Origin of the sequence: Albibacterium sp. (assembly GCF_035514885.1) — a bacterium.
Classification (GTDB): Bacteria; Bacteroidota; Bacteroidia; order Sphingobacteriales; family Sphingobacteriaceae; genus Albibacterium.
Genome location: NZ_DATJCH010000024.1, coordinates 339,359 through 365,021, shown reverse-complemented (window position 1 = coordinate 365,021; position 25,663 = coordinate 339,359). Strand labels below are relative to the sequence as shown.

General features: G+C 37.3%; 25 protein-coding genes. 11 read left to right on the top strand and 14 right to left on the bottom strand.

Features of this window, described 5'->3' with window-relative positions:
- Positions 1–2 precede the first annotated feature (2 nt).
- From VL047_RS12745 to ruvX, 5 genes are read right to left on the bottom strand one after another with little or no spacing between them, the layout of a single operon-like run.
- Entirely contained in the window at positions 3–746 is a 744-nt protein-coding gene (locus VL047_RS12745) for a hypothetical protein (RefSeq protein WP_325361127.1), read from the bottom strand.
- A gap of 60 nt (positions 747–806) precedes the next feature.
- Positions 807–1,658, bottom strand: a complete 852-nt coding sequence (locus VL047_RS12740) for a glucosaminidase domain-containing protein (protein ID WP_325361126.1) — start codon at positions 1,656–1,658, stop codon at positions 807–809.
- 6 nt (positions 1,659–1,664) lie between these two features.
- Positions 1,665–2,336 carry a glucosaminidase domain-containing protein gene (locus VL047_RS12735; protein ID WP_325361124.1) on the bottom strand — a complete coding sequence of 224 codons (672 nt, stop codon included), beginning with the start codon at positions 2,334–2,336 and terminating at the stop codon, positions 1,665–1,667.
- Between the two features lie 15 nt (positions 2,337–2,351).
- Entirely contained in the window at positions 2,352–2,987 is a 636-nt protein-coding gene (locus tag VL047_RS12730; RefSeq protein ID WP_325361122.1) for an O-methyltransferase, read from the bottom strand.
- A gap of 23 nt (positions 2,988–3,010) precedes the next feature.
- A complete protein-coding gene (ruvX, locus tag VL047_RS12725; RefSeq protein ID WP_325361120.1) occupies positions 3,011–3,427 on the bottom strand; it encodes a Holliday junction resolvase RuvX in 417 nt (138 codons plus the stop codon).
- 62 nt (positions 3,428–3,489) lie between these two features.
- On the opposite strand from ruvX, the gene VL047_RS12720 reads away from it, so the two are divergent.
- The 4 genes from VL047_RS12720 (at position 3,490) to VL047_RS12705 (ending at position 7,974) form a co-directional block, all read left to right on the top strand.
- Positions 3,490–4,632, top strand: coding sequence for a hypothetical protein (locus tag VL047_RS12720; RefSeq protein ID WP_325361119.1), 1,143 nt, complete (start codon positions 3,490–3,492; stop codon positions 4,630–4,632).
- A 5-nt stretch (positions 4,633–4,637) separates the two neighbouring features.
- Positions 4,638–6,002, top strand: a complete 1,365-nt coding sequence (locus VL047_RS12715; protein WP_325361117.1) for a regulatory iron-sulfur-containing complex subunit RicT — start codon at positions 4,638–4,640, stop codon at positions 6,000–6,002.
- Positions 5,992–6,471, top strand: coding sequence for a gliding motility lipoprotein GldH (locus VL047_RS12710; protein ID WP_325361115.1), 480 nt, complete (start codon positions 5,992–5,994; stop codon positions 6,469–6,471). Before VL047_RS12715 ends, VL047_RS12710 begins: the two co-directional genes overlap by 11 nt.
- A gap of 63 nt (positions 6,472–6,534) precedes the next feature.
- Positions 6,535–7,974: a L,D-transpeptidase family protein gene (locus VL047_RS12705; protein WP_325361114.1), complete on the top strand. Its 1,440-nt coding sequence runs from the start codon at positions 6,535–6,537 to the stop codon at positions 7,972–7,974.
- Here VL047_RS12705 and VL047_RS12700 read toward each other — a convergent pair.
- On the bottom strand, positions 7,945–8,754 hold the full coding sequence (locus VL047_RS12700) for a murein L,D-transpeptidase catalytic domain family protein (protein ID WP_325361113.1): 810 nt from the start codon (positions 8,752–8,754) through the stop codon (positions 7,945–7,947). The two genes, VL047_RS12705 and VL047_RS12700, sit on opposite strands and share 30 nt — an antisense overlap.
- Before the next feature lie 173 nt (positions 8,755–8,927).
- Here VL047_RS12700 and VL047_RS12695 point away from each other — a divergent pair, with 173 nt between their 5' ends.
- From VL047_RS12695 to VL047_RS12685, 3 genes are read left to right on the top strand one after another with little or no spacing between them, the layout of a single operon-like run.
- Positions 8,928–9,347 carry a cobalamin B12-binding domain-containing protein gene (locus VL047_RS12695; protein WP_325361112.1) on the top strand — a complete coding sequence of 140 codons (420 nt, stop codon included), beginning with the start codon at positions 8,928–8,930 and terminating at the stop codon, positions 9,345–9,347.
- A gap of 16 nt (positions 9,348–9,363) precedes the next feature.
- The gene (locus VL047_RS12690) at positions 9,364–10,137 is read left to right on the top strand and encodes an enoyl-CoA hydratase/isomerase family protein (protein WP_325361110.1); all 774 of its coding nucleotides are present in this window, start codon (positions 9,364–9,366) and stop codon (positions 10,135–10,137) included.
- Between the two features lie 22 nt (positions 10,138–10,159).
- The gene (locus tag VL047_RS12685) at positions 10,160–11,245 is read left to right on the top strand and encodes an AI-2E family transporter (protein WP_325361108.1); all 1,086 of its coding nucleotides are present in this window, start codon (positions 10,160–10,162) and stop codon (positions 11,243–11,245) included.
- 29 nt (positions 11,246–11,274) lie between these two features.
- Here VL047_RS12685 and VL047_RS12680 read toward each other — a convergent pair whose 3' ends face one another.
- Positions 11,275–11,856 carry a porin family protein gene (locus VL047_RS12680; RefSeq protein WP_325361106.1) on the bottom strand — a complete coding sequence of 194 codons (582 nt, stop codon included), beginning with the start codon at positions 11,854–11,856 and terminating at the stop codon, positions 11,275–11,277.
- Positions 11,857–11,971: 115 nt separating this feature from the next.
- On the opposite strand from VL047_RS12680, the gene VL047_RS12675 reads away from it, so the two are divergent.
- Positions 11,972–12,187: a hypothetical protein gene (locus VL047_RS12675; RefSeq protein ID WP_325361104.1), complete on the top strand. Its 216-nt coding sequence runs from the start codon at positions 11,972–11,974 to the stop codon at positions 12,185–12,187.
- Here the strand turns inward: VL047_RS12675 and VL047_RS12670 are convergent, their stop codons facing one another.
- Positions 12,188–12,736, bottom strand: coding sequence for an ATP-binding protein (locus tag VL047_RS12670; protein ID WP_325361102.1), 549 nt, complete (start codon positions 12,734–12,736; stop codon positions 12,188–12,190).
- A gap of 196 nt (positions 12,737–12,932) precedes the next feature.
- On the opposite strand from VL047_RS12670, the gene carB reads away from it, so the two are divergent.
- On the top strand, positions 12,933–15,749 hold the full coding sequence (gene carB / locus VL047_RS12665; RefSeq protein ID WP_325361100.1) for a carbamoyl-phosphate synthase large subunit: 2,817 nt from the start codon (positions 12,933–12,935) through the stop codon (positions 15,747–15,749).
- Positions 15,750–15,758: 9 nt separating this feature from the next.
- Here carB and radA read toward each other — a convergent pair whose 3' ends face one another.
- The 4 genes from radA to VL047_RS12645 form a co-directional block, all read right to left on the bottom strand.
- Positions 15,759–17,138: a DNA repair protein RadA gene (gene radA / locus VL047_RS12660; RefSeq protein ID WP_325361098.1), complete on the bottom strand. Its 1,380-nt coding sequence runs from the start codon at positions 17,136–17,138 to the stop codon at positions 15,759–15,761.
- A gap of 5 nt (positions 17,139–17,143) precedes the next feature.
- Positions 17,144–18,697 (bottom strand): Rne/Rng family ribonuclease, encoded by a 1,554-nt coding sequence (locus VL047_RS12655; RefSeq protein ID WP_325361096.1) that lies wholly within the window; start codon positions 18,695–18,697, stop codon positions 17,144–17,146.
- 332 nt (positions 18,698–19,029) lie between these two features.
- Positions 19,030–19,869 (bottom strand): tetratricopeptide repeat protein, encoded by an 840-nt coding sequence (locus VL047_RS12650; protein ID WP_325361094.1) that lies wholly within the window; start codon positions 19,867–19,869, stop codon positions 19,030–19,032.
- Positions 19,870–19,883: 14 nt separating this feature from the next.
- Complete coding sequence (locus VL047_RS12645) at positions 19,884–20,174, bottom strand: HU family DNA-binding protein (RefSeq protein ID WP_325361092.1); 291 nt, start codon at positions 20,172–20,174, stop codon at positions 19,884–19,886.
- Positions 20,175–20,424: 250 nt separating this feature from the next.
- On the opposite strand from VL047_RS12645, the gene mutY reads away from it, so the two are divergent.
- Positions 20,425–21,474 (top strand): A/G-specific adenine glycosylase, encoded by a 1,050-nt coding sequence (gene mutY, locus VL047_RS12640; RefSeq protein WP_325361091.1) that lies wholly within the window; start codon positions 20,425–20,427, stop codon positions 21,472–21,474.
- Positions 21,475–21,480: 6 nt separating this feature from the next.
- Complete coding sequence (locus tag VL047_RS12635) at positions 21,481–21,906, top strand: single-stranded DNA-binding protein (RefSeq protein ID WP_325361089.1); 426 nt, start codon at positions 21,481–21,483, stop codon at positions 21,904–21,906.
- Here the strand turns inward: VL047_RS12635 and aspS are convergent, their stop codons facing one another.
- The gene (gene aspS / locus VL047_RS12630; protein WP_325361087.1) at positions 21,907–23,658 is read right to left on the bottom strand and encodes an aspartate--tRNA ligase; all 1,752 of its coding nucleotides are present in this window, start codon (positions 23,656–23,658) and stop codon (positions 21,907–21,909) included.
- A gap of 29 nt (positions 23,659–23,687) precedes the next feature.
- Positions 23,688–25,616, bottom strand: coding sequence for a 1-deoxy-D-xylulose-5-phosphate synthase (dxs, locus tag VL047_RS12625; protein ID WP_325361086.1), 1,929 nt, complete (start codon positions 25,614–25,616; stop codon positions 23,688–23,690).
- Positions 25,617–25,663 lie beyond the last annotated feature (47 nt).

Below are 25,663 nucleotides of genomic sequence, written 5' to 3'. Positions count from 1 at the left end.
TATCAAGGACTTTGTAAACCTTCTTCCAATGGAGGCAAGCGTCGGAGATAAGGATTTTTCCTGTAATCCTGATAAGATGAGCGAATATATAAGGCTAATGAATAATCATTGCTAGCTAAAATAAAATAATAAGAAGGGCGATATTGCATCATAAAATCATCCAGATCCTTATCCCTTAACCCTGTCAGTTTTGCTACAAGCTCAGGAGTAAAACGATAGTCAATGACATCATTCTGATAATCTCTTTCGATAATTTCCTGAAGATACCTTGCGTTTTTCCCCTCTTTACTAAGAAGCGAATACAAAGCTCCGATACTTAAGCCTGCACCACTGCTTCCAACCGAAAATAAAGAACCGGGATCACCTTTACTATAAGCAGTATTGTAATCTCTCTTTCTTTCTTCCAGGAGTTCTTCTGGGGATCGGCGAGCAACAATTGTAACTTCCCTTAAGAAGGTTGACGATCGTTCGAGATAAATCAGAATAGCTGCTTCGTCTTTAACAGTAAGTGTATCAGGAAAATAACCATCTACGGCAGCAACCAATACATCACCCGAAGAAACCTCTAAATGAAATTCGCCCCTAAGATTACTAAAAACGCCTGTATCGCTATTAGTGTTATAAATGTATACTTTTGCTATCCGCTGCTTGGTGCTTTGATCGTAAACGATTCCATCAGTTCCCTGCTGGGCAAATAGAAGCCCGGAACAGAATATACAGAATAGAATTAAGATTAGTTTCTTCACTAGTGTAAAACTAAGAAGATAATCGTGAAGCTTAAATGATTTCACAATTTTTAACAGATGTTACTTGGATACTAGTAGCAACTGTCCTACACTAACTCCTTCGCCATTCAAGTTATTTAAAATCTTAAGTTCGTCAACCGTAAGATTGTATTTTTGAGAGATACTAAAAAGTGTATCTCCCGGCCTTACCTCATGGATACTCATAGCTACTGCAGGTTGTGCTTGCTCTTTTTTAGCTTCTTGCGGTATATCATGCACTATTTCAGTCAGAACAACTTCTTCGCGTTGAACCTTCTCCCTCCTTGTTTCTGCTTTGTCATACTGGTGCAAATCATAGCGTTCTATTAAGCTGATCAACAATTCTGCATAACGTGGATTTGTTGCATAACCTGCGCTTTTTAACCCTCTTGCCCAACCTTTATAATCATCCTTATCTAATTTAAAAAGAGCGGCATAACGTGCCCTCAAAAGAAACTCTGAATGGTCTCTAAATGACTCTTCCGGATTATTATATACGCGGAAACAGTCGTTGATATGGTCATCTGATTGCAGAACAGTGCGCCCTTGCCAGCTGCTGGTACATTTGATTCCAAAATGATTATTGGAGTTGCGTGCCAACGATGAGTTTCCATTACCTGATTCAAGAAGTGCCTGTGCTAATTTAATGCTGGCGGGAATACCATATTCATCCATTTCTGAAATAGCAATATCCTTAAATCTGGCAATGTAAGCCTCGGCAGAAGTACTACGGGCTAAATTAGTGCTACTGCCCGGTTTGGGTGCAGAAACAGGTGAAGATTGTTGGGGAGCAGAATCACGCCGGTCTGGAATAGATTGACGGACAATTCCTTGCTTTGGCAGACAAGAAGAAAGAAATATGATAAATATAAATAATAAAGAAATCTTCCGCATATAAATTTATAGCATTAATTCTTGACCGATTTGAAGGTTGGATGAGGTGAGCTTATTTTTATCCTTGATATCACTAACGGTAGTCTGGAAACGTATCGCTAATTCTGATAAAGAATCGCCTTTTTTAACAGTATAGTTATTTTGAGAAACAGCTGGATGCGGATCAGGAGAAACCGGATTTACATCTAACTCGTAAAGTTTATACTTGTCTATAATTGCAATTACTTGCGATGCCCATTTATTACTTGCTGCATAACCCCCTTTGGCGATGCCCAACACCCATTTTTTATAATTTCCCGGGCCATATTTATCAATAAGTACGTTAAATTGTTTACGGCTTTCTATAAGATTGACAAAGTCGAAATAAGAATCCTCGACCGAATCATATCCTTTATAAGCAGACTTTATTTCAGTGCTGTTATTTTTTCCCTTTATTCCAAAATGGTTGTTGAGGTAGGTGGCAAGTTTACTATTTCCATGAGCACTTTCATGATAGGCAATTCCTAATATAATGCTGGCGGGAATACCATATTCCTTCATATATTTAATTGCTGCATCTTTATTTGCCTGGATATAGGACTGAGCGGTGTATTTTTGCTGGGCAAGCAACGGTTGAGGAATAAATAAAGCTAAACTGACAATAACGAATATCCAACTTAAATATTTCTTAACTTCCATATTCTATTTATTAGTTTATAACTTACGGATCAGGAATAATCCGTCACGTATGGGTAGAATTACCTTTTCTACACGCTTATCTGCTGTTATTTTTTCATTTAACTCTAAAATGATTTCAGTTTGTTTATCGGGCGCATCTTCCAATACTTTCCCTTTCCATAGCACATTGTCAATTAAGATAATACCACCTGATGGCATTTTCTCAAGAATCAATTGATAATAATTGAAATTATTCTTCTTGTCTGCATCAATAAATGCCAGATCAAATGAATCATGAAGTGTAGGAATAATATCAATAGCATCGCCTATATGATACTTTATTTGATCAGCATAGACAGAGTCATTAAAATAACCTTGAACCCTTTCCTCTAGCTCCTCATTTATATCAATGGTATGAATAATCCCGTCGGAACTTAAGCCCTCTGCCAGGCATAGAGTTGCATATCCTGTAAAGGTGCCTACTTCAATTATCCTTTTGGGAGACTTCATTTTACTTATCAAGCTCAACACACGACCTTGATAATGACCAGAAAGCATATGTGCTCTTGGTTCTTTCAGATGTGTTTCTCTGTTAATCTGCTTTAGAAGGTCATTTTCAAGACTAGAATGACTCTCTAAATAACTAGCTAAATTATCATCAAACAAATTCATATGACAAAAGTAATAATTAAAACCTATTCAAGGTACGAACTTTCCATATAGCTTTGCAAGATTATAACGGCAGAAATTTGATCAACTAAAGATTTTTGTTGTCTTTTAGCCTTTTTTAATCCGCTTTGAGCAATAACTGCCGATGCCATCTTCGATGTAAATCGTTCGTCAATTGTAACAACAGGAATATCAGGGAAGTGCTTTTTCAAACTTCGTACAAATCCTTTTACATGAGGAGCTGACTCAGATGGACTGCCATCCATTTGCAAAGGAGAACCGACAATAAACTTTTCAACAGCTTCAGTCTGGATATATTTCTTTATAAAAGTTAAAGATTCATTCGGAGAAATAGTAGTTAAAGCCGTGGCTATTATCTGAAGCGGATCAGTTACTGCAATGCCAATTCGCTTAGTTCCATAATCAAAAGCCATTATCCTCATTTTTATTACCTTTGTTAAGATGCAAAGATACGCCATAGAAACCAAAGACATTTTCACCTTGTATGCAATTTAAAGATATTTTCGGACAAGATCTGCTGAAGAAGAGGCTCATACAGTCTGTTCAGGATAACAGAGTAAGCCATGCACAACTATTTCTGGGTCCAACCGGAAGTGGAAGCTTAGCTCTCGCTGTAGCTTATGCGCAATATTTGAATTGTGAAAATAAACAAGCAGAAGATAGTTGCGGACTCTGCTCCTCATGTCGAAAATATACTAAACTTATCCATCCTGACCTGCATTTCTCCTATCCGTTCTTTGCGAAAAAGAAAGATGAAACAGCATCAAATTATATGGAGCAATGGCGATCTATTTTTCTTAAAAATCCTTATTTAAATTTAGATAACTGGCGCAATCATTTAGGAGAAGATAATAAACAAGCTAATATCAACATTGCGGAGTGTCACCAAATCATTAAAAAGTTAAGCCTCAAAAGCTATGAAGGTGCTTACAAAGTTCTGATTATGTGGCTGCCTGAATATCTGGATAAACAAGGAAATGCATTACTTAAGCTAATTGAAGAACCACCTGCCAACACACTGTTTTTATTAGTAGCCGAAAACCAAGATCAAATTCTAACAACTATTCTCTCTCGTACTCAATTAATAAAAGTTAATCGGCTAAAGGAGGAGGAAGTGATACAATATTTATTGGTAAATAAAGGATTGAACGAAAACAAGGCCAAACAAATTGCATACATTAGTGATGGGAATATTCAAAAAGCACAAAATCTAATTGGTGAAGAAGAGAATGATCACTTAGATTTGTTAAAAAATTGGATGAACTTTTGTGTAACAGATAGAGGTTCACTCATAATAGAATTTGTAGAAAACAGTTTGGCTAAATTAGGGAGAGAGGGTCAGAAAAGCTTCCTTTTATATGCCATTAATATGATGCGGGAAGTGCTCCTCCTAAAGGAAAACTTGGTTGAATTAGTGTTTCTGCCTGAAATAGAACAAGACTTTGCAGATAGATTTAGCCAACGCTTTGACTATGCACAAATAGAGGCAGTAGTAGCTGAGTTTGAGAAGGCAAGCTATCATATTGAACGAAATGCAAATCCAAAAATCTTATTTTTAGATGTATCTTTGCAGATCGTATTGTTTTTAAAGTACCAAACGCTCCCGAAAGGGACTCAATATATATAATAATTATGGGATGTAATAGTTGCTCATCCGGAGGTGGTTGTTCACCAAAGGGTTGCCAAAGTAATGGCACATGCACCACAAATGGTTGCAATAAATTAGATGTTTACGACTGGCTGTCTCACATGGATATGCCATCAAATTATAAGCCTTTTAACATCATTGAAGTACGTTTTAAGGGATCCAGAAAAGAGTTTTTTGTCAATGAAAATAACTTATACATGGAAATGGGTGAGATGATTGTTGTTGAATCATCTACTAATGGCTATGATATCGGGCATGTATCGCTTATGGGCGAACTAGTGCGATTACAGTTAAAGAAACAAAATACAAAAGAAGAATCCGTTTTAAAGAAGGTCTATCGTAAACCTACACCGTCGGATATTGAAAAATACGAAGCAGCAAAAGCTTTGGAATGGGAAACTATGCACAAAGCTCGTACCCTTGCCCTACAGCTGGGTTTATCTATGAAGATAAGCGATGTGGATTATCAAGGAGATAAGTCTAAAGCTACGTTTTATTATACTGCCGACGGCAGAGTAGACTTTAGGGAGCTTATTAAAAGCATGGCCGAAGCTTTTCGCATTAGAATAGAAATGCGGCAAATCGGTATGCGGCAAGAAGCCAGCCGCTTAGGTGGTATAGGATCTTGTGGACGTGAGCTATGCTGCTCTACTTGGCTAACAGACTTTAAAACTGTATCTACTTCTGCAGCCAGATATCAAAATCTTTCTTTAAATACATTAAAGCTTGCAGGCCAATGTGGTAAGCTTAAATGTTGTTTAAATTATGAGCTTGATACTTATATGGATGCATTAAAAGATATCCCAACAGATATCAATAAATTAGAAACTATAAAGGGTAACGCTTACTTGCAAAAGACGGATATCTTTAAACGATTAATGTGGTTTAGCTTTCAAGGGGATGACAGTTGGATTCCTCTACCGATTGACCGGGTAAAGGAGATTCAGCAGCAAAACCTTAAAGGAATAAAGCCGGAAGATATTAAAGATTTAACGGTTACAGCAATAGGAGTAAAAGAAAAAGAACGTACCTACGACTATGAGAATGTAGTAGGTCAGGATAGCTTAACTCGCTTAGATGATAATAAAAATAAAAAGCGAAATACTAGAAACAGATCAAAAAATAAAAACAGTCGTTTAGATAAAGCAACCGGCGAAAATAACCCTTTACCAAATAAAGCTCCTTCAAAAAAACCTATTGAGAGAAATTCTCCGGGAAACATCGCTGCTGGAGCAAAGGCTGAAATAAAAGATATTCAACCTAAGATCGAAGGTCAGCCGCGTAAAAAGAAACGATATTCTAAACGTCCTAAAAATCCTAATAAACCTGGCAATCCAAATGAAGGCTAAGCTATCCCTTTTGATAGTACTTTTTCTTGGTCTGGCAGCTTGTACAGACAACGCGATTATAGATCAGAATATCGCTATTAAAAATAAAGTTTGGTTATATGAACAGAAGCCTTTGTTCCCTGTTCATATAACCAATAAAAATATTCCTTATCATCTTTATTTAAACCTAAGGAATTCCATCGACTACCCTTTTTCCAATATATTTATTCTGGTCCATCAACAGAACCCAAACAAAACTAAGACAACCTACCGTGTAGAAGTTAAATTAGTAAACCCTGAAGGTCTTTGGAAAGGGAAAACTGCAGGAAGTATTTTTAGTCATCAGGTTCGCTTTTTAAAAAATTATCAATTCCCCGATACTGGAAAATACAGCTTCCAATTGGAGCAAAATATGCGAATAGATGGAATTAACGGCATCAGTGATGTAGGAATACGAGTAGAACCTGCAACACCTGACACGATCAATTAATCTTTTATTTGGAATTGGCAAACTTATTGCATTCTAACCAATAGTTTAAAACATAACTATTATATGAAAGTTAGAATCTATCAATCATTAGCACTTATCTCCCTTATTCTTTTATCTATTTTATCGTCTTGTAACCGCGAAACAACCGTAGGTCGAGTTTTATTTAAAGAAACAAAAAACAAGGTTTATAAAGACATTGACGAAGAAAAGTTATTTGCTTCTTTGCAATCAACTCTTGAGCAAGAAGAAAGCAATCTGAAAAACAAAACTTTTATTACAAACTATTATAAGCAAAATGGCTATCAGGCTATATTACTTAAAAGATTCATCCCCAATAGTCAATTAAATCTGCTTGCTGAAAAATTAGTTAATAGCAACGAACATGGAATAGGGTCCGATTATTTCAATGCAGAAAACTATCAGAAACTTTTAAATACCATAAGTTCCAAAGAAGAAATTACAACATTGGACGATGCCTATGAGAAACTTGCTAAGTTAGAATTAGCAACTGCAGATGCATTACTTAATTATAGTAGTGCACTTCAATACGGTATTATTAACCCTAATAAGGTTTTAAAATCCTATTATATAAAAACAGAACGCCCTGACTCAGTTTTTATGAAAGGTATTCTTACATCAAGTGATTTAGCATCCCTTCTGGATAGTATTCAACCTACATCAGCTCTTTATTTAGCTTTACAGAAAGAATTGCAATCATCCAAAACCATAGATAATAAGGGAAAGGAAACCATTATGGTTAATATGGAACGGTCGCGTTGGAAACAAAACTTTGATGCTTCTGATATGGTTTATGTTAATATTCCAGCATTCCATCTAGATGTCTTTAAGGATGGAAAATCTGTAATGAATATGAAAGTAGTGGTTGGATCCCTTGGACATGAAACTCCAGTTCTGGAAAGTAAAATTCACAGTGTACAGGTGAATCCGGTTTGGAATATTCCAAAAAGTATCGCCGGTAAAGAGATTTTAAAACATGTTCAGGCAGATCGTTTTTACCTGGTTAATAGTGGAATTGACGTATTAGAAGATGGTAAAGTCGTTGAAGACTCTGAGAATATAGATTGGTCGGCTTTTTCACAAGACAATTTACCCTATCGTTTTAGACAAAGGCCAGGGGATGAGAATGCTCTAGGAAAAATCAAATTTCTGTTCAAAAATAACAGTAGTGTATATTTACATGATACACCTTCGCAAGCTGCTTTTGGAAAAGAAAACAGAGCCTTAAGCCATGGCTGCGTTCGGGTTGCTGAACCCTTGAAATTAGCCCAGGCACTCTTTGGAAATGGAGATAAATTTAAAAAAATCAAAGATGAGATTCAATCAGACGAACAGTTAGAAGCGAATGATATTGCTTTATCTCCACAACTACAAGTTGTTTTAGACTATCGAACTATTGAAATGCGAAACAATACACTTCAATTCTATTCAGATATCTACGGAGAAGATGCAATTTTATATCCCTACCTGAAAAGTAGAATCTAAGTTTGTATAAGCTAATAAACGTTTACCTGCTTCTTCGTAATTAAGATATACAGAATGATACGCAGGCGAATCAGCATGAATATAAAGAACCGTTTTTTCTTTAATCAAATCAATAATCTCATTTGTAAGTTCAACAGGGACAGCAGGACAGCCATGGCTTAAACCTAAACGATTCAAACTTTTAATGGCCTGAGAACTTACATATGAGGCACCATGAAGAACGATTGCACGATTACGGGCGTTATCATTAAAACCATTATCCATACCATCCAATCGTAATGATCGTCCGTGTTTACCATTATATACTTCTCCAGTTACATAAAAGCCCAAACTACTTTGATAGGAATTACTTTGATTAGAAAATTTAGTCGCCATATCATTTCCACTACCACGACCATGAGACACCCAAGTATTTAATAGTAAGCTGTCCTTGTCTAAATCAACAATCCATAAACGTTTGGTTTTGCTGGATTGGTCAAAATCAGCAATGCTTAATATGGAAGCATCTTGATTTATTTTATTAGAGTTCTTCAAATTTAAGAAACCAATATATGCTTCCTCAAACACATTGAAAGAAAGACCAACATTCTCTAACTTGATATTCTTATATATTGCGGAAGCTTCATTCTTTAATAATTCCAATGGACTTAATACAGAATGTTCCTTATTCATTTCATACTTAACTTCACTTACCGGATTGACAGGCACCCAGCTTAAAGTAATGACAGCTATTAATAGCAGTACTATTCTAGGGGAGAAAACAATCTTCTTAATATCCATAAGCATATTCCAATTAATGGTTGCAAATATAATAGTTTAAATTTATTTTATGCTAAAAACTAACTATTAGGTAATTAAGTATAAATATACGAAAATTAATTTTTACATTGAAATTTGGATTGATTCAATAACCTAATTTATCCAAAAGTTTTTAACTTTAAACAAAAGAATATATGGTAACAACATTCAAGCGTCCTATTCGTGTTTTAGTTGCTAAAGTCGGGTTAGACGGACATGACCGAGGGGCTAAAGTAATCGCAACAACTTTACGGGATGCAGGAATGGAAGTTGTCTATACAGGGTTGCGCCAAAGCCCGGAAATGGTTGTTAATGCAGCTCTTCAAGAAGATGTTGATGCCATAGGAATCTCTATATTATCGGGTGCACACATGACTGTCTTCACCAAGATAATTAATTTGATGAAAGAGAAAGGGATTGAGAATGTCTTACTTACAGGAGGCGGAATTATTCCCGAAGACGATATGCAGGCTTTACATAAATTAGGTGTTGGCAAACTCTTTGCACCAGGTACATCAATGAACGATATTGTAGCATATATCGAACAGTGGACTTTCGAAAACAGGAATTACTAAACTCTATTGGCCTTCTATGAATACAGATTATCATAATATTATTGTTAATCAGGATACTTCAACCTGCATTATCTCAATTAACAGAGAAAAAAAATTAAATGCGCTCAATAGGGACACGTTAGATGAACTTCATCATGCAATCATCGATGCTTTAAAAGAAGAAAGCATCAGGGGAATTATACTAACCGGTGTGGGTGAAAAAGCTTTTGTTGCAGGAGCAGATATTGCTGAATTTCCTGCTTTTGACTCAATAGCGGGAGAGGAATTATCTCTTGAAGGGCAAAGCAAGGTATTTGATGTAATACACCAGGCGGGCAAGCCAATTATTGCTGCAATTAATGGCTTTGCACTTGGTGGAGGATTAGAATTGGCATTAGCCTGTCATGTACGTGTGGCTGCACAAAATGCTCAATTGGGACTCCCTGAAGTTTCATTGGGTCTAATACCCGGATACGGAGGAACACAACGTCTTACTCAGCTGGTAGGCAGAGGTTATGCATTGGAAATGATTTTAACAGGAGATAGGATTGATGCAGAAAAAGCATTATCTATTGGTCTTGTTAATTACGTAGTTCCATTATCTGAACTTTTAATTAAATCTAAAAACCTACTGAGTAAAATTTCTAAAAATTCTCCTCGTGCGGTCTCAGCTGCTATACGTGCTGTGAATGCCTCTCAAACTACCGAGGGCTACGAAGTAGAGATGAATGAGTTTGCCAACCTATTCGGCACTGAAGAATTCAAAGAAGGAGTCCATGCTTTCTTAGAAAAAAGAAAGCCAAATTTCTGATTAATTTTTAAATCAAAGAAGAATGGCCACTCCACTTTATAATAACAAAGAACGAAACCGCGTCACTTTCGTTCTATTAATTATATTAGGCGGCTTTATTCTTTATTCCGTACGAGGCATCTTTGGAGCCATATTGGGTACTATCGTTATGTACACAATTTTCCGCCCGATGTTTCTATACCTAATCGATAAATGGAAACTGAAAAAGAACCTTGCTGCAATATTCATTATACTATTCTCATTTCTAGTAATCATACTTCCTACTTTAGGGGTAGGTTCCATGGTAATTTCAAAGATTGCAGAAATACAGGAGAATCCGGAATGGATACAACAAGTCATAAAAAAAGTAAATGATTTTGCCGGCGACAAATTACATCAGCCCGACCTTATTGAAAATGTTCTTAAAAATATTTTATCTTCAGCCGGTAACATTTTTACTTCCTTACTAAGCGGAGCTGCTAATTTAGTTCTGAGCATCTCCGTTATGTATTTCCTTTTATACTTTGTTCTGGTAGATTATAAACAATTTGAAGCCGGGCTATTCAGGTTCGCACCTTTCAGACAAGAAAATGCACTACGATTTGGTCGCGAACTTAGAAACATAACCTATTCTAATGTATTAGGTCAAGGATTAATTGCCGCAATCCAAGGATCTTTGGTAACCTTAGGTTATTGGTATTTCAATTTTAGTGATCCTATATTTTGGGGAGTAATATCAGCTATTTTATCTTTTATACCCGTAGTAGGAGCACCCATGATATTTGTTCCGGCAAGTATATGGGTAATCATAGAGGGCGATAATTTTAACGGAGTAGGTATGCTGCTTTTCGGATTGATATTTATTAGCAATATCGACAATGTTCTTCGTCTAATTATAGCCAAGCGCGTAGGAAACATCCATCCCATTATTACTATTATTGGAGTAATTATAGGAATTCCCTTTTTCGGGCTAATGGGATTGGTGTATGGGCCATTACTACTTTCATACTTCTTAATAACGGTAAGAATCTATGAAACTAACAAGCTTGCAGAAAAAAGATTGGAAAGATTAAGGCGTGAAAATATCTCTTTTACTCAAAAAGATGAGGATTTAGATCCTCATCTTTAAATGTATGTTAAAAATCAAGCTAGCTTAGCCTAAAAAAGACGATAGCCAATACTTACTGTCCATAGTTTTAAACGGCCGTTGTTATCTCCTTCGCTATTATCATATACATCGCTTAAACCCTGCTCATAACGTAGATCGGCTCTAAGATTGCTTATATCAACTCCGATACCTCCCGTTAAACCAAAAGTTTGTTTCTTATATTCATCAAACTGAGTTACCTGTCCCACATTTTCAACGAACGAATGCTCTTCATCCATAACAAATGACACAACTGGTCCAATCTGAAAACGTGCAGCAACCGGTCCAACACCAATACGGGTACCTAATAATAAAGGCAAATCCATGGTAGTAAATTTAGAAGAACCGTCACTTCCTTCCGAACCCTTGGAAGTAAAATATAATTCTGGCTGAAAGTGAATCCCTGCACCCCCAACACGTGCCCATATACCTCCAAGAACGCCTGTTCTGGTTTCGGAATTCACAGAAATATCTTTTAAATTAGAAAAGTTAGCACCTGCCTTCAATCCAAACTGAAAAGAAGGAAGTATTTGTGCTGATGCTGCAAGCGTCGTACCAGCAATTAATAGCAGACTAAGAAAGATTTTTTTCATGGTTAATAATTATATAGTTTAACTTTTTAAATTACAAGCAAATTTCGAGCCTAAACCATCCCAAATTGTTTGACTTACATCTTCATTTTAATTACTTTTGTGAAAAGATAAAAAAATGGCCGATCTAATTATCAGTGCAGAACAATGGGAAGTATTAAAATTAAAACTCCTGCGCAAATATATACATTTAAGTGCCGAAGATTTGGCATATGAACCGGGGCAAGAAGCTGAATTAGTAAACCGTTTGGCCAAACGAGTAAAACGTGATGAAAACTACATTCTCTTCACCCTAAAAAAAGGTTTAGCTGATCTTAAAAGTAATCGTCTATAATCAAATAGTCTTATTAATATCGTTTAAAAAATCTCCCACCACACTCTTAGCAGTAAGAAATCTGTGATCTCCTATTCCTGAGATCACCTTATAATTTGCAGATAGAGCTTTCAATTCTTGATGCCATACTTGCATAAAATGCTCTCTTAAGGTTGGAAAATCACGCAATTCATCCTCTTGCCAGGGTAAGTCAATATCCATCAATAAATATAAATCATAAGATTGTTCTGCGATTCCCTTTAAAACTTCCTTCGGAGTAAAACCAAAAAGATGATCACACCATATCTTTACAGTCAGTACCATCGTATCACAAAAGATCAAATTCTTCTGTGCTAATTCAACAATTTTCTTCTCCAAATCGATTTGACCGTGGAAGATATTAATCTCATCCTCTAAAGTATAATTACGCTGAAGACCCTGACAATATTCTCTGGCAAATTCAGGAACAAGCAGCGTATCAAACTCGTCTGCTAACTGTTTTGTTAAAGAAGACTTACCAGTTGATTCTGGCCCTACGATTGCAATTTTAATAACTTTATTTACACCCATATTTACTCGCAATTTACAATTAGAAAAGGAATTTACAGGATGAAGCAAATTAATTTAAGAAAAAACAAGCGCTTTTACCATAAACATAATAGAAATTTTCTATCTTTGCACTCCGACAAAGCAGTCGGAATTTCCTTCCTATAACGGACAAATCTCGACCTGTAATAGTTCCGTTCATTTATACTTTAAATAAAAAATGCCTAAAAACACTTCCATTCGTTCCGTATTGATTATTGGTTCAGGACCGATAATTATCGGCCAAGCCTGTGAATTCGATTATGCTGGATCTCAAGCAGCCCTTTCTTTAAAAGAAGAAGGTATCGAAGTTTCAATCATAAACTCAAATCCAGCAACCATCATGACCGACAAGGTTATTGCGGATCATGTTTATTTGCTTCCGCTAACATGCGAGAGTATTGAGGAAATTTTATCAGAGAGGAACATTGATGCCGTCCTGCCTACAATGGGAGGGCAAACAGCTCTTAACTTATGTATTGAGGCTGACGAGAGGGGTATCTGGAAGAAATATAATGTTGATATTATAGGTGTTGATATTGCCGCAATTGAAACAACTGAAAACCGCGAGGCATTCAGACAATTAATGGTTGATATCGGTATCGGAGTAGCGCGTTCTAAAATTGCAAACTCCTTTTTAGAAGGTAAAGAAGCTGCTCAGGAAATAGGCTATCCATTAGTAATCCGCCCATCTTATACACTTGGTGGGACAGGAGGAGGATTCGTTCATAAGAAAGAAGAGTTTGAATTGGCTCTAAGCAGAGGTCTGCAGGCTTCTCCAACTCACGAAGTATTAGTTGAACAGGCTGTATTGGGATGGAAAGAGTTTGAGCTCGAACTTCTACGCGACAGCAATGATAATGTAATCATCATTTGTGCAATCGAGAATTTTGATCCTATGGGTATCCATACGGGTGATTCAATTACCGTTGCACCTACCATGACCTTAAGCGATCGTTGCTACCAAGAGATGCGTAATCAAGCTATTAAGATGATGCGAGCTATCGGTAACTTCGCTGGAGGTTGTAATGTTCAGTTCTCTGTTAATCCCGATAACGAAGAGATTATCGCCATTGAAATCAATCCACGCGTATCACGTTCATCAGCCCTTGCATCCAAAGCGACTGGTTATCCAATTGCAAAAATTGCTTCTAAACTGGCAATAGGCTACAACTTGGATGAAATTGAAAATCAAATTACAAAAAACACATCAGCATATTTCGAGCCTAGCTTAGACTATGTAATCGTAAAAATACCACGCTGGAACTTTGATAAATTTAAAGGTGCAAATACCGAATTAGGTTTACAGATGAAATCAGTGGGTGAGGTGATGGCAATCGGCCGTACCTTCATCGAAGCCCTCCAAAAAGGATGTCAAAGTTTAGAAACCAATCGCCTTGGACTAGGTGCAGATGGTCGTCAAAACAGAAACTTGGAAGAAATCATGTACAGCCTGGAGCATCCAAGTGCTGATCGTTTATTCCATATCAAGGATGCCTTTGAAATGGGTGTACCATTAGAATCCATTCGTAAGATTACGTTAATCGATAAATGGTTCTTAATTCAAATACAAGAACTGGTTCTTTTGGAAACAGAACTTAAGAGATACCAACTCTATAATATTCCAAAAGAATTCTTCATGACCTTAAAGCAAAAAGGCTACTCAGATGGTCAAATTGCCTGGATATTAGGAAATGTTTCTGAAGAAGAGGTATACACACGTAGAAAATCATTAGGAATCAATCGTGTATTTAAAATGGTTGATACCTGTGCAGCTGAATTCCCTGCATTAACACCTTACTACTACTCAACCTTTGAAGATGAAAACGAATCAATAGTTACCGATAAGAAAAAAATCATTGTACTAGGTTCTGGCCCAAATCGTATCGGACAAGGTATTGAGTTTGATTATTCATGTGTACACGGGTTAATAGCGGCTAAAGAAGCAGGTTATGAAGCCATCATGATTAACTGTAATCCAGAAACAGTTTCTACTGACTTCAACATGGCAGATAAGCTATACTTCGAACCGGTATTCTGGGAACACGTTCGTGAGATTATCGAACATGAGAAACCAGAAGGAGTAATTGTTCAGTTAGGTGGCCAGACTGCATTAAAAATGGCAGAAAAGCTAAAAGAGCATGGCATTAAAATCATAGGAACTTCTTTCGAAGATATGGATCTTGCCGAAGACCGTGGAAGCTTCTCTGACTTGTTAAAAGATCTTGATATACCTTATCCTAAATATGGTGTAGCAGAAAGTGCTGAGGAAGCTTTACTTGTTGCTAAAGAAGTGGGTTATCCGGTACTTGTTCGTCCTAGTTATGTTCTTGGAGGACAAGGGATGAGCATTGTGATCAACGATGAGGATCTAGAGAAAGCCGTGGTTAAACTTCTACGCAATTTACCAGGAAACCGGGTTTTAATTGACCATTTCTTAGACCGTGCAGAAGAAAGTGAATCGGATTCAATCAGCGACGGAGAAGATGTTCATATTATCGGCTTAATGGAGCATATTGAACCTGCAGGTATCCACTCCGGCGATTCACATGCTGTATTACCTCCTTATAGTCTATCGGATAACGTAATCCGCCAAATGGAAGAATACTCTATTAAATTAGCAAAGGCATTAAATATAATCGGTTTATTAAACATACAATTTGCGATAAAGGACGAAAAGGTATATGTAATCGAAGCCAATCCAAGAGCTTCCAGAACTGTTCCTTTTATTGCAAAAGCGTATGACGTGCCTTACGTAAATATCGCAACCAAAGTTATGCTGGGTGCCAATAAATTAAAAGACTTTAAGATCGAGCGTAAATTAAAAGGATATGCTATTAAAGAACCGGTATTCTCTTTCAATAAATTCCCTGAAGTGGATAAGCAATTAGGCCCGGAAATGAAATCTACAGGAGAATCTATCCTCTTCATTAAAGATTTGGAACATCCAAGATTCAGAGAGCTTAGTGCAAAGAAATCAATGTACTTAAGTAAATAAGCTTAAAACTTACCCAAATAATTGTTGAAATAGTTCCTCTACTTTAGAAAGAGGAACTATTTCTATTTTATAACGACTGATATCCAAGCCCTTCGAATTATATTTCGATATATAAATCTTCTCAAACCCAAGCTTTTCAGCTTCAGCAATGCGTTGATCAACCCTATTAATTGCTCTGATTTCTCCTGATAAACCAACCTCTCCTGCAAAAACAACACCGGATGGTATCGGAATATCTTGCTGTGAAGAAATAATAGCCATAATCACAGCCAAATCAATTGCCGGGTCCTCCACACGTAAACCACCTGCAATATTTAAAAATACATCTTGTATAGAAAGACGGAAACCAAAGCGCTTCTCCAATACTGCTAATAGCATATTCATTCTCTTTCCATCAAATCCTGTTGCTGATCTCTGAGGCGTCCCATAAGCAGAAGTACTCACCAAGGCCTGAACCTCAATCAACATAGGTCGCGCTCCCTCCAGCATAGAAGCAATTGAAATACCCGTAAGTGTAGTAGACTCCCGATGAGATAACAAGATCTCGGAAGGATTTGAAACCTCTCGAAGGCCAGCACCCTGCATTTCATAAATACCAAGTTCAGAAGATGATCCAAACCGATTCTTAACCGCCCGAAGAATTCGATATACATGATGCCTATCGCCTTCAAATTGCAAAACAGTATCTACCATATGCTCCAGAACTTTCGGACCGGCGATGGATCCCTCTTTGGTTATATGTCCTATGATAAACACCGGCGTTCCGGATTCTTTTGCAAAACGCAACAGTTCAGCCGTACATTCCCGTACTTGTGAAACACTGCCGGGTGATGAATCAATATGAGCCGAATGAAGTGTTTGGATAGAGTCAATGATTACCAACTCCGGCTCAACCTGTTCAATTTGTTTAAATATATTCTGAGTAGCAGTTTCAGTTAATATATAGCATGACGCTTGAGAAGATTGTTTAATACGCTCTGCGCGCATTTTTAATTGTTGTTCACTTTCTTCACCAGATACATACAAAATCTTAAGCTTAGGCATGGTTAGGGCCAGCTGCAACATCAATGTAGACTTTCCAATACCAGGTTCTCCGCCAATTAATGTCAAAGAACCTGGTACAATGCCACCACCAAGAACACGATTAAGCTCCTTATCCGGAGTTTGCAGCCTGGCCTCCTCTCTATATACTATTGAATGGATAGCCGCTGCCTTAGATGCTCTGTTAGAAGATTTCTCAGTACGCCAATCAGGAACCTTGCTTGCTGTCTTTTCAACTATTTCTTCAACGAAAGTATTCCATTGGTCGCAGGAAGGACACTTCCCCAACCATTTGGCACTTTCGAAGCCGCAATTCTGACAGAAATAAGTGCTCCTTGCTTTTGCCATATCTCTTAAAGTTTAATCTCTTCTTCCTTCTTATTCTGGAAATGAAACTCTGTCAAATTATAAGAAGCAACACTTTTTACTTTGATCCACTTTCCGTATTTGAAAAGCCATTTCATTCTTTGCGATATCAATCCTTTTTTGATATAAGCATCAATATATGGATGAACGTTTAAAGTGATATCTTTCTCGTTTTGTTCATTTAAGATATAGTTTAAATTACTTTCTATATCATCCATTAAAACAATACTTGCACGTATTTCTCCCGTTCCATCACATGTTGGACATTTCTCGCTGGTAATGATATTCATCTCGGGACGCACACGCTGACGAGTAATCTGAACAAGTCCAAATTTACTTGGAGGCAAAATAGTATGCTTAGCACGATCATCTTTCATGCACTCCTTAAGAAACTCAAACAGCTCCTTACGATTTGGAGCCTTATGCATATCTATAAAGTCAATTACAACAATACCTCCCATATCACGTAAACGTAACTGACGAGCTATTTCTTTTGCAGCCTCTTTATTAACTAAAAACGCATTCTCTTCTTGGTTCTCCTTGTTGGCTGTCCGGTTACCGCTATTTACATCAATAACATGAAGAGCTTCCGTATGCTCAATAACCAGATAAGCACCTCCAGGCAAATTAACAGTCTTTCCAAATGCAGATTTTATCTGCTTCTCAACACCAAAATGCTCAAAAATAGGTTCTTTATGCTTATAAAACTTTACGATTTTCTCTAAATCAGGAGAAATTCCTTGAATATAAGAACGTGTCTCCTCAAAAATCAGAGAATCATTAATATGGATATGAGAGAACTCATCGGTTAAAATATCACGTAAAATGGTCGATGTACGATCCATCTCTCCCAGCACTTTATTGCGAGGTTCCGCAACTTGAAGTCGCTTTGTGAATTTTTCCCACTTATCAACAAGATCTAAAATATCCTTCTCTAATTCAGCAACGCCCTTACCTTCAGAGACAGTACGAATAATCACACCAAAATTAGGTGGTTTAATTCCCTCAACGATTCTCTTCAGTCGATTACGCTCTGTATTAGACTTTATTTTCTTTGAGATTGATACAACCTCTGAAAAGGGAACCAACACGACAAAACGGCCGGCAATCGATAGATCTGCACTTAAACGAGGACCCTTTGTAGAAATGGGCTCCTTTGCAATTTGAACAGGTAATAGCATATTCCGAGACAAAATCTCAGATATCTTCCCTGATTTATTTATATCCTTTTCAAGATTAATGGTTGATAGCAGTTTATCTTTGAAACTACCATTCTTCACCATCTTTGTTAACTTGATGAGTGTTTCTACCTGTGGACCCAGATCTAAATAATGCAAAAATGCATCTTTAGAATAGCCAACATCCACAAAAGCGGCATTCAGCCCAGGCATAATCTTCTTTATCCTGCCCAGATAGATATCGCCTACAGCGTAATTATTATTTACTTGTTCGGTATTAAGCTCAACAAGCTGTTTGTCTTGAAGCAAGGCGATTGTAACTCCCGAATCAGGAGTTGAATCGATAATTAATTCCTTTACCAACAGCTAGTGTATTAGAAAGTTGCAAATACTAATACATAATTATACTAATACAATAAATAGCATATGGCAACTTTCAATGAAACCATAAGACTTTATAAACGAACACATTCTAAGAGAACAAACTCTTAGAAACAAATAAATAGTTCTGAAATATGACAGCCTGTAACCATTTTCCGGTTACAGGCAGCCCTTATTCAATCTAAAAATCTATTTTTTCTTGTGTCTGTTTTTTCTTAAACGTTTCTTGCGTTTGTGAGTTGACATTTTATGTCTCTTTCTTTTTTTTCCGCTTGGCATAATAGTTTTTTTAAATGTTTTTTAATTTTTATTAATTACTTGCTCAACTCTTCAACCTTACGGTCAATAAATTGAGTTAGGCTTGGGTCTGCAGCAAGCTCTTTGCTCTTCTGGAAAGCTTTTATTGCATCTGCTTTCAAGCCAATATTTTCATAACTTGTGGCCAAATAGAACCAAACTTCAGCATTATTAGGAGTTTGTTCAAGCACTGTATTAAAACGTTCAACTGCTTTATCAAACTGTCTGGATTTCATTGAAAATAATCCCAGATTATAATTTGCATTTAAGTTTTCAGGATCTTCTTTAACCACATCCAACAACATAGTAATACCTGCCATTGGAGCCGGACCATTTACCAAAGCTGTTCCCAGGCCAGTCCTTGCATCCAGATTCTTATCATCAATTGCCAATGCCTCCTCATATGCTTTCTTAGCACGTTCCGTAAAAGCAGGAGCCATAACCGTATCACTCAAATGTTGGTAAGAATCTGTAAATAGATCGCCTGTCTTTACCCAATTCTCAAGACTTGGTTCTTGTTGAGCGATCTCTTCATATATAAATGCTACAGGCATAGGTTGATTTACATCAAGCCAATGTTGAGCTAATTCTTTATATAAAGGTAATTTGTCTGCATCAGATGCAGCATTCAATTGAGCTTCTAAATCAGTAATCTCTTTTGCTAAATTAGCACTAAGGCTTTGTTTTGCAATCTGAGAAACCGATTCCAGGGAAAATTGATCAGTAACAGTAGTGGCCGCGGCTCCTTCAGTAGCAACGGGCTCCTCCTTTGTCAAACTTTTTACTGGCTGCAACAAGATGAAGCCCATAAGGACCACAACTCCTGCAATCACAACTATTTGTTTTGTATTGATCATAATCCCATTGTTTGTTATTTAGCCTTATTGCCCGCTTTAACTTTTTCTACGAAAACTTTAGCAGGTTTGAAACTTGGAACGAAGTGCTCCGGAATAATAATTGCGGTATTCTTAGAAATGTTACGAGCTGTCTTCTGAGCTCTTTTCTTTACAACGAAACTCCCAAATCCTCTAACGTACACATTCTCACCCTCAATCATGGAGTTCTTCACCACTTTGAAGAATGCTTCTACAGTAGCCTGTACATCCGTCTTCTCTAATCCAGTCTTGTTGGATATCTCCGTGATAATATCTGCTTTAGTCATGTTTTAATTTAATTTATTATATATGCTTTTATTATATGCTTCTTTAAACGAATTGGGACGCAAAAGTATCCTTTTATAATGATTAAACAAAATCATTATAGACAAATATTTTCCTCAAACATGCTATTAACCAATAGTTAAGCAAAACTAATCTAAATATTAGATAAAGATCTCTATTAATGTAAGATATTCACAAAGTTTAAAAATAAAAATTTAAGGCTATTTTAATTTTATTTACGAATCTTGCAAAATGTATTTCTCTCGACAAATAATTCAATGGTATTATAAAAATCAACGCAAGCTTCCCTGGCGGGAAACTCATGATCCTTATATAATCTGGCTATCCGAGATCATCTTACAGCAAACACGTGTTAATCAAGGCATGCCCTATTTTTATAAATTCGTAGAACATTATCCCAATATAGAATCCTTCGCTTCAGCACCTGAAGAAGAAATACTACGCCATTGGCAAGGTCTTGGTTATTACTCTCGTGCTAGAAATATGCTAAAAGCTGCAAAACTAATTATGCAAGAGCATGGTGGCATTTTTCCATCCCGCTACCAGGTATTAATTAAGCTACCGGGTATCGGCGAATATACAGCTTCAGCAATTGCATCTTTCTCAATAAATGAACCCAAGGCAGTAGTCGATGGCAATGTAAGCCGCGTATTGGCCAGACACTTCGGAATCGAAGAACCTATAAACTCGACCAAAGGTAAAAAAGACTTCAACATTCTAGCTCAGGATGTACTTGACAAAGAAAACCCCGGTATCCACAACCAGGCGATGATGGAATTCGGTGCATTACAATGCAAGCCCCAAAACCCGGATTGCGAAACTTGCCCGCTACAACAATCCTGTTTTGCCTATCAAAATAACCTTGTTAACAAACTACCGATAAAAATCAAAGCAGGGAAAAGTAGAAACCGTTATTTCAATTACTTCGTACTACGAAAAGAGGAAAAGATTCTAATGCAGAGAAGACAGAAAGGAGATATCTGGGAAGGATTGTTTGAATTGCCTCTTATAGAAAGTACCTTTCTCTTGAGCGACGAAGAATTAAAACTTTCGGAGGAGTTTATTAAACTTTTCGGAAAACAAGCAGAAATTATTTACAGCAGTGCAATTACAAAACACATTTTAAGCCATCAGAATATCTACGCACGCTTTTTTGAAATTACCAATATCAAGGAGAATGTATTCAAAAATAAAGATTGGGATTATGTATTGATAAAAGATTTAGATAAATTAGCTAAGTCAAAGCTTATGTTTTCTTTTATGGATGTGTATTTTAATTAATTTGATATGTCGGGAATTAACAAAGTTATATTAGTAGGGCACCTAGGTAAAGATCCGGAAGTTCGCCACTTGGATAATAACGTAACCGTAGCAAGCTTTCCGCTTGCAACTTCAGAAACCTATAATAAGGACGGAAAAAGAATCGAACAAACCGAATGGCACAACATCGTGATGTGGCGCGGCCTAGCTGAAATAGCTGAGAAGTTTCTTCACAAAGGAAAATTAGTATATATCGAGGGTAAGATACGTACGCGATCCTATGAAGATAAAGAAAACGTAAAACGTTATACAACCGAGATTGTAGCCGATAACTTCACCATGTTAGGACGTAAGAGTGATTTTGAATCTACCGGCACACCTGGCGCATTCGAAAATGAGAACCCTGTTAATTTTAAAGAAAATCAAGATGAAGAGGATGATCTACCCTTCTAATTAATCTTTCTTTTTAATCTGAATAGATAATTCGGTCAACTGCTTCTCATCAATTGAAGAGGGTGAATCAATCATTACATCCCTGCCTGCATTATTTTTAGGAAAAGCAATAACATCTCGAATGGAATCTAATCCTGCAAATATGGAAACCAAACGATCGAAACCTAAAGCAATTCCACCATGTGGCGGGGCTCCGTATGTAAAGGCATCCATTAAGAAACCAAATTGTTTCTTTGCTTCTTCAGGAGTAAAACCTAATAGGTCAAACATCTTAGCCTGTACATCCTGATTAAAGATACGGATAGATCCACCTCCAACTTCACTTCCATTAATAACCATATCGTAGGCATTCGCCCGAACACTTAAAGGTTCGGTATCTAACTTAGCCATATCCTCTGGCTTTGGAGCCGTAAAAGGATGGTGCATAGCATGATAGCGATTAGACTCTTCATCCCATTCAAGTAATGGAAAATCCGTTACCCATAGCGGTGCAAAAGTCTCTTTATTTTTCAGGCCTTTTCGGTCCGCAATCTCTAAACGCAATTCACTTAGCTGCTTGCGGGTTTTATCAACCGAACCAGCCATTATCAAAATCAAATCACCAGGCTTAGAATCCATTTTATCGGCGATTGCTTTTAACTGATCTTCCGTATAGAACTTATCAACCGATGACTTTAAGGTGCCATCCACATTATAACGGATGTAAACCAATCCTGTCGCGCCTATCTGTGGCTTTTTCACAAAGTCAGTAAGCTCATCCAATTGCTTTCTTGTATAAACAGCACAATCTTGAGCATTAATTGCAACAACCAATTCAGCTTTGTCAAAAACAGAGAAACCCTTTTTCTGAACAAGTTCGTTAATTTCAACAAACTTCATATCAAAACGAATATCCGGCTTATCAGATCCATACAAGCGCATAGCATCTGCATAATTCATTCTCGGAAAATCATTTAAAATAACTCCCTTGATATTCTTAAATAAATGCCTTACCAAGCCTTCAAAGATATTCAGAATATCTTCCTGTTCAACAAACGTTAACTCACAGTCAATCTGAGTAAACTCCGGCTGCCTGTCGGCACGTAAATCTTCATCACGGAAACACTTTACAATCTGGAAATAACGATCAAAGCCGGATATCATCAATAACTGCTTAAAAGTTTGCGGCGATTGAGGCAATGCGTAGAACTCACCCGGATTCATGCGGCTTGGAACCACGAAATCTCTTGCACCTTCGGGAGTCGATTTAATTAAAACCGGTGTTTCTACTTCTATAAAATTCTCAGTATCTAAATACTTACGGATCTCTTGAGCCATTGTATGGCGAAGAATCAAGTTATTACGAACAGGATTACGACGTAAATCAAGGTATCGATACTTCAAGCGAATATCTTCTCCACCATCCGTTTCATCTTCAATTAAGAAAGGAGGTAGTTTAGCTGAATTTAAAACATCAAGCTGCGAAACCTTAATTTCTATTTCACCCGTAGCCATTTTCAGGTTTTTACTCGCTCTTTCTATAACCGTACCCGAAACCTGTATAACATATTCGCGACCCAGCTCACGTGCATTTGCCCGTAAAGCAGGATCATCATCTGAATTAAATGTTAATTGTGTAATCCCAAAACGGTCACGCATATCTATGAAGGTCATCCCTCCAAGATCACGTGATTTTTGAACCCAACCACAAAGTTTTACTTCTTTTCCTAAATCGGCAAGCGATAATTCACCGCATGTATGTGTTCTGAGCATATAAATTTTGTATATCTTATCTTGAAGAGCTAACCAGCCAATGTGTTAGTCTTTCTGCTAACTGCTAAACGCTTAATTTCCGTCACAATGGAGTCAGCGTCATACCCACTCTCTGCCCACAGCTCATGCTGCTCACCATGCTCTACTATTATATTAGGAATTCCTAAACGGACAATCTGACTTGAATAATTATGGTCAGCCATAAACTCCAGTACAGCACTGCCCATTCCTCCCTCTATTGTACCATCTTCAACGGTAATAATCTTCTTAAACTTTTTAAACACTTCATGGAGCAATTGCTCATCCAGCGGCTTAACAAATCGCAAGTCATAATGAGCAGGATATATTCCTTGTTCATTCACTATCCGACAAGCTTTGACAGCTTCATTACCAATATGTCCGATAGTAAGAATGGCAAGATCTTCCCCATCACAAATCTTTCTTCCCTTCCCGACCTCAATAGCTTTCATCGGCCTGCGCCAGTCTACCATTACACCTTTTCCACGCGGATAGCGAATAGCAAATGGCCCCATATTATCCTGCTGTGCAGTAAACATCAGATTCCGCAGCTCCTCTTCATTCATCGGTGCAGAAACTACCATATTTGGAATACAACGCATAAATGCCAAATCATAAGCCCCATGATGCGTTGCACCATCAGCACCTACCACACCGGCGCGATCTAAACAAAAAACCACATTCAGATTTTGCAGAGCCACGTCGTGAATCACCTGATCGTATGCTCTTTGCATAAAACTAGAATAGATCGTGCAAAATGGAATCAGATCTTGTGTAGCCAAACCGGCTGAAAAAGTAACGGCATGCTGTTCAGCAATACCCACATCAAAAGCCCGGTCAGGCATAGCCTTCATCATAATATTTAATGAAGAGCCTGATGGCATCGCTGGGGTAATACCCATTATTTTTTTATTCTTTTCTGCTAATTCCACCAAAGTAAGTCCAAAAACATCCTGATATTTAGGTGGAGTAGGAGTAGTCGAACTAGATTTTTTAATCTCGCCCGTTATTTTATCAAACAAACCCGGTGCATGCCACTTGGTTTGATCCTTCTCGGCTAAAGCATAACCTTTGCCTTTCGTAGTAATTACATGTAATAATTTAGGACCCGGAATGGTCTTCAAATCTTCAAGCGTTTTCACCAAGCGCTTCACGTCATGCCCGTCAACGGGTCCAAAATAACGAAACTTCAAGGCCTCAAAAAGATTGCTGTTTTTAAGCAAAGTACCTTTAATGCTCTTCTCAATCTTCTTAACTGTTCCCAAAGCATCTGGCCCTAGTTCAGATATCTTTCCCAACACATACCCAATATCATCCCGGAAACGATTATATGACCTCGAAGTGGATATCTGTGTCAAATATTCTTTCAATGCCCCAACATTAGGGTCAATCGACATGCAATTATCATTTAATATCACTAATAAATTTGAATTAGCAATACCTCCATGGTTCAATGCCTCAAAAGCCATACCGGCAGTCATCGCACCATCACCAATGACAGCTACATGCTGACGGTCGGTTTCACCCTTGTAAACAGAAGCAACCGCCATACCCAAAGCTGCAGATATAGAAGTAGAGGAATGTCCTACCCCAAAGGTATCATATTCGCTCTCAGAACGTCTCGGAAAACCACTAATGCCATGATGAGTTCTATTGGTATAAAAAGAATCGCGCCTACCGGTAAGAATCTTATGTCCATAGGCTTGATGACCGACATCCCAAACTAGTTGATCGTAGGGTGTTTTAAGTACATAATGTAAAGCTACTGTTAATTCAACCACGCCTAAGCTCGCTCCAAAATGACCGCCATACACGGATACTACATCAATTATATATTGACGCAACTCCTTGCTTAGCTGCTCTAAGTCAGATTCTTTAAGCTTCTTTATGTCAGCGGGGCTATTAATGTGCTTTAATAACTCTCCCGGTTCAAAATCCATATCCAATAAGGTCCTCTTCAAAACTTGTACAAATTACGGTATAATAT

Coding starts and splice junctions, on each gene's coding strand:
- radA (WP_325361098.1), bottom strand. CDS start 17,138: ATGGCAAAAGCAAGGAGCACTTATTTCTGTCAGAATTGCGGCTTCGAA.
- mutY (WP_325361091.1), top strand. CDS start 20,425: ATGTATTTCTCTCGACAAATAATTCAATGGTATTATAAAAATCAACGC.
- VL047_RS12735 (WP_325361124.1), bottom strand. CDS start 2,336: ATGGAAGTTAAGAAATATTTAAGTTGGATATTCGTTATTGTCAGTTTA.
- VL047_RS12740 (WP_325361126.1), bottom strand. CDS start 1,658: ATGCGGAAGATTTCTTTATTATTTATATTTATCATATTTCTTTCTTCT.
- VL047_RS12705 (WP_325361114.1), top strand. CDS start 6,535: ATGAAAGTTAGAATCTATCAATCATTAGCACTTATCTCCCTTATTCTT.
- VL047_RS12635 (WP_325361089.1), top strand. CDS start 21,481: ATGTCGGGAATTAACAAAGTTATATTAGTAGGGCACCTAGGTAAAGAT.
- VL047_RS12695 (WP_325361112.1), top strand. CDS start 8,928: ATGGTAACAACATTCAAGCGTCCTATTCGTGTTTTAGTTGCTAAAGTC.
- VL047_RS12650 (WP_325361094.1), bottom strand. CDS start 19,869: ATGATCAATACAAAACAAATAGTTGTGATTGCAGGAGTTGTGGTCCTT.
- VL047_RS12720 (WP_325361119.1), top strand. CDS start 3,490: ATGCAATTTAAAGATATTTTCGGACAAGATCTGCTGAAGAAGAGGCTC.
- VL047_RS12690 (WP_325361110.1), top strand. CDS start 9,364: ATGAATACAGATTATCATAATATTATTGTTAATCAGGATACTTCAACC.
- VL047_RS12700 (WP_325361113.1), bottom strand. CDS start 8,754: ATGGATATTAAGAAGATTGTTTTCTCCCCTAGAATAGTACTGCTATTA.
- VL047_RS12685 (WP_325361108.1), top strand. CDS start 10,160: ATGGCCACTCCACTTTATAATAACAAAGAACGAAACCGCGTCACTTTC.
- carB (WP_325361100.1), top strand. CDS start 12,933: ATGCCTAAAAACACTTCCATTCGTTCCGTATTGATTATTGGTTCAGGA.
- VL047_RS12670 (WP_325361102.1), bottom strand. CDS start 12,736: ATGGGTGTAAATAAAGTTATTAAAATTGCAATCGTAGGGCCAGAATCA.
- VL047_RS12710 (WP_325361115.1), top strand. CDS start 5,992: ATGAAGGCTAAGCTATCCCTTTTGATAGTACTTTTTCTTGGTCTGGCA.
- dxs (WP_325361086.1), bottom strand. CDS start 25,616: ATGGATTTTGAACCGGGAGAGTTATTAAAGCACATTAATAGCCCCGCT.
- ruvX (WP_325361120.1), bottom strand. CDS start 3,427: ATGAGGATAATGGCTTTTGATTATGGAACTAAGCGAATTGGCATTGCA.
- VL047_RS12715 (WP_325361117.1), top strand. CDS start 4,638: ATGGGATGTAATAGTTGCTCATCCGGAGGTGGTTGTTCACCAAAGGGT.
- VL047_RS12680 (WP_325361106.1), bottom strand. CDS start 11,856: ATGAAAAAAATCTTTCTTAGTCTGCTATTAATTGCTGGTACGACGCTT.
- VL047_RS12730 (WP_325361122.1), bottom strand. CDS start 2,987: ATGAATTTGTTTGATGATAATTTAGCTAGTTATTTAGAGAGTCATTCT.
- VL047_RS12675 (WP_325361104.1), top strand. CDS start 11,972: ATGGCCGATCTAATTATCAGTGCAGAACAATGGGAAGTATTAAAATTA.
- VL047_RS12645 (WP_325361092.1), bottom strand. CDS start 20,174: ATGACTAAAGCAGATATTATCACGGAGATATCCAACAAGACTGGATTA.
- aspS (WP_325361087.1), bottom strand. CDS start 23,658: ATGCTCAGAACACATACATGCGGTGAATTATCGCTTGCCGATTTAGGA.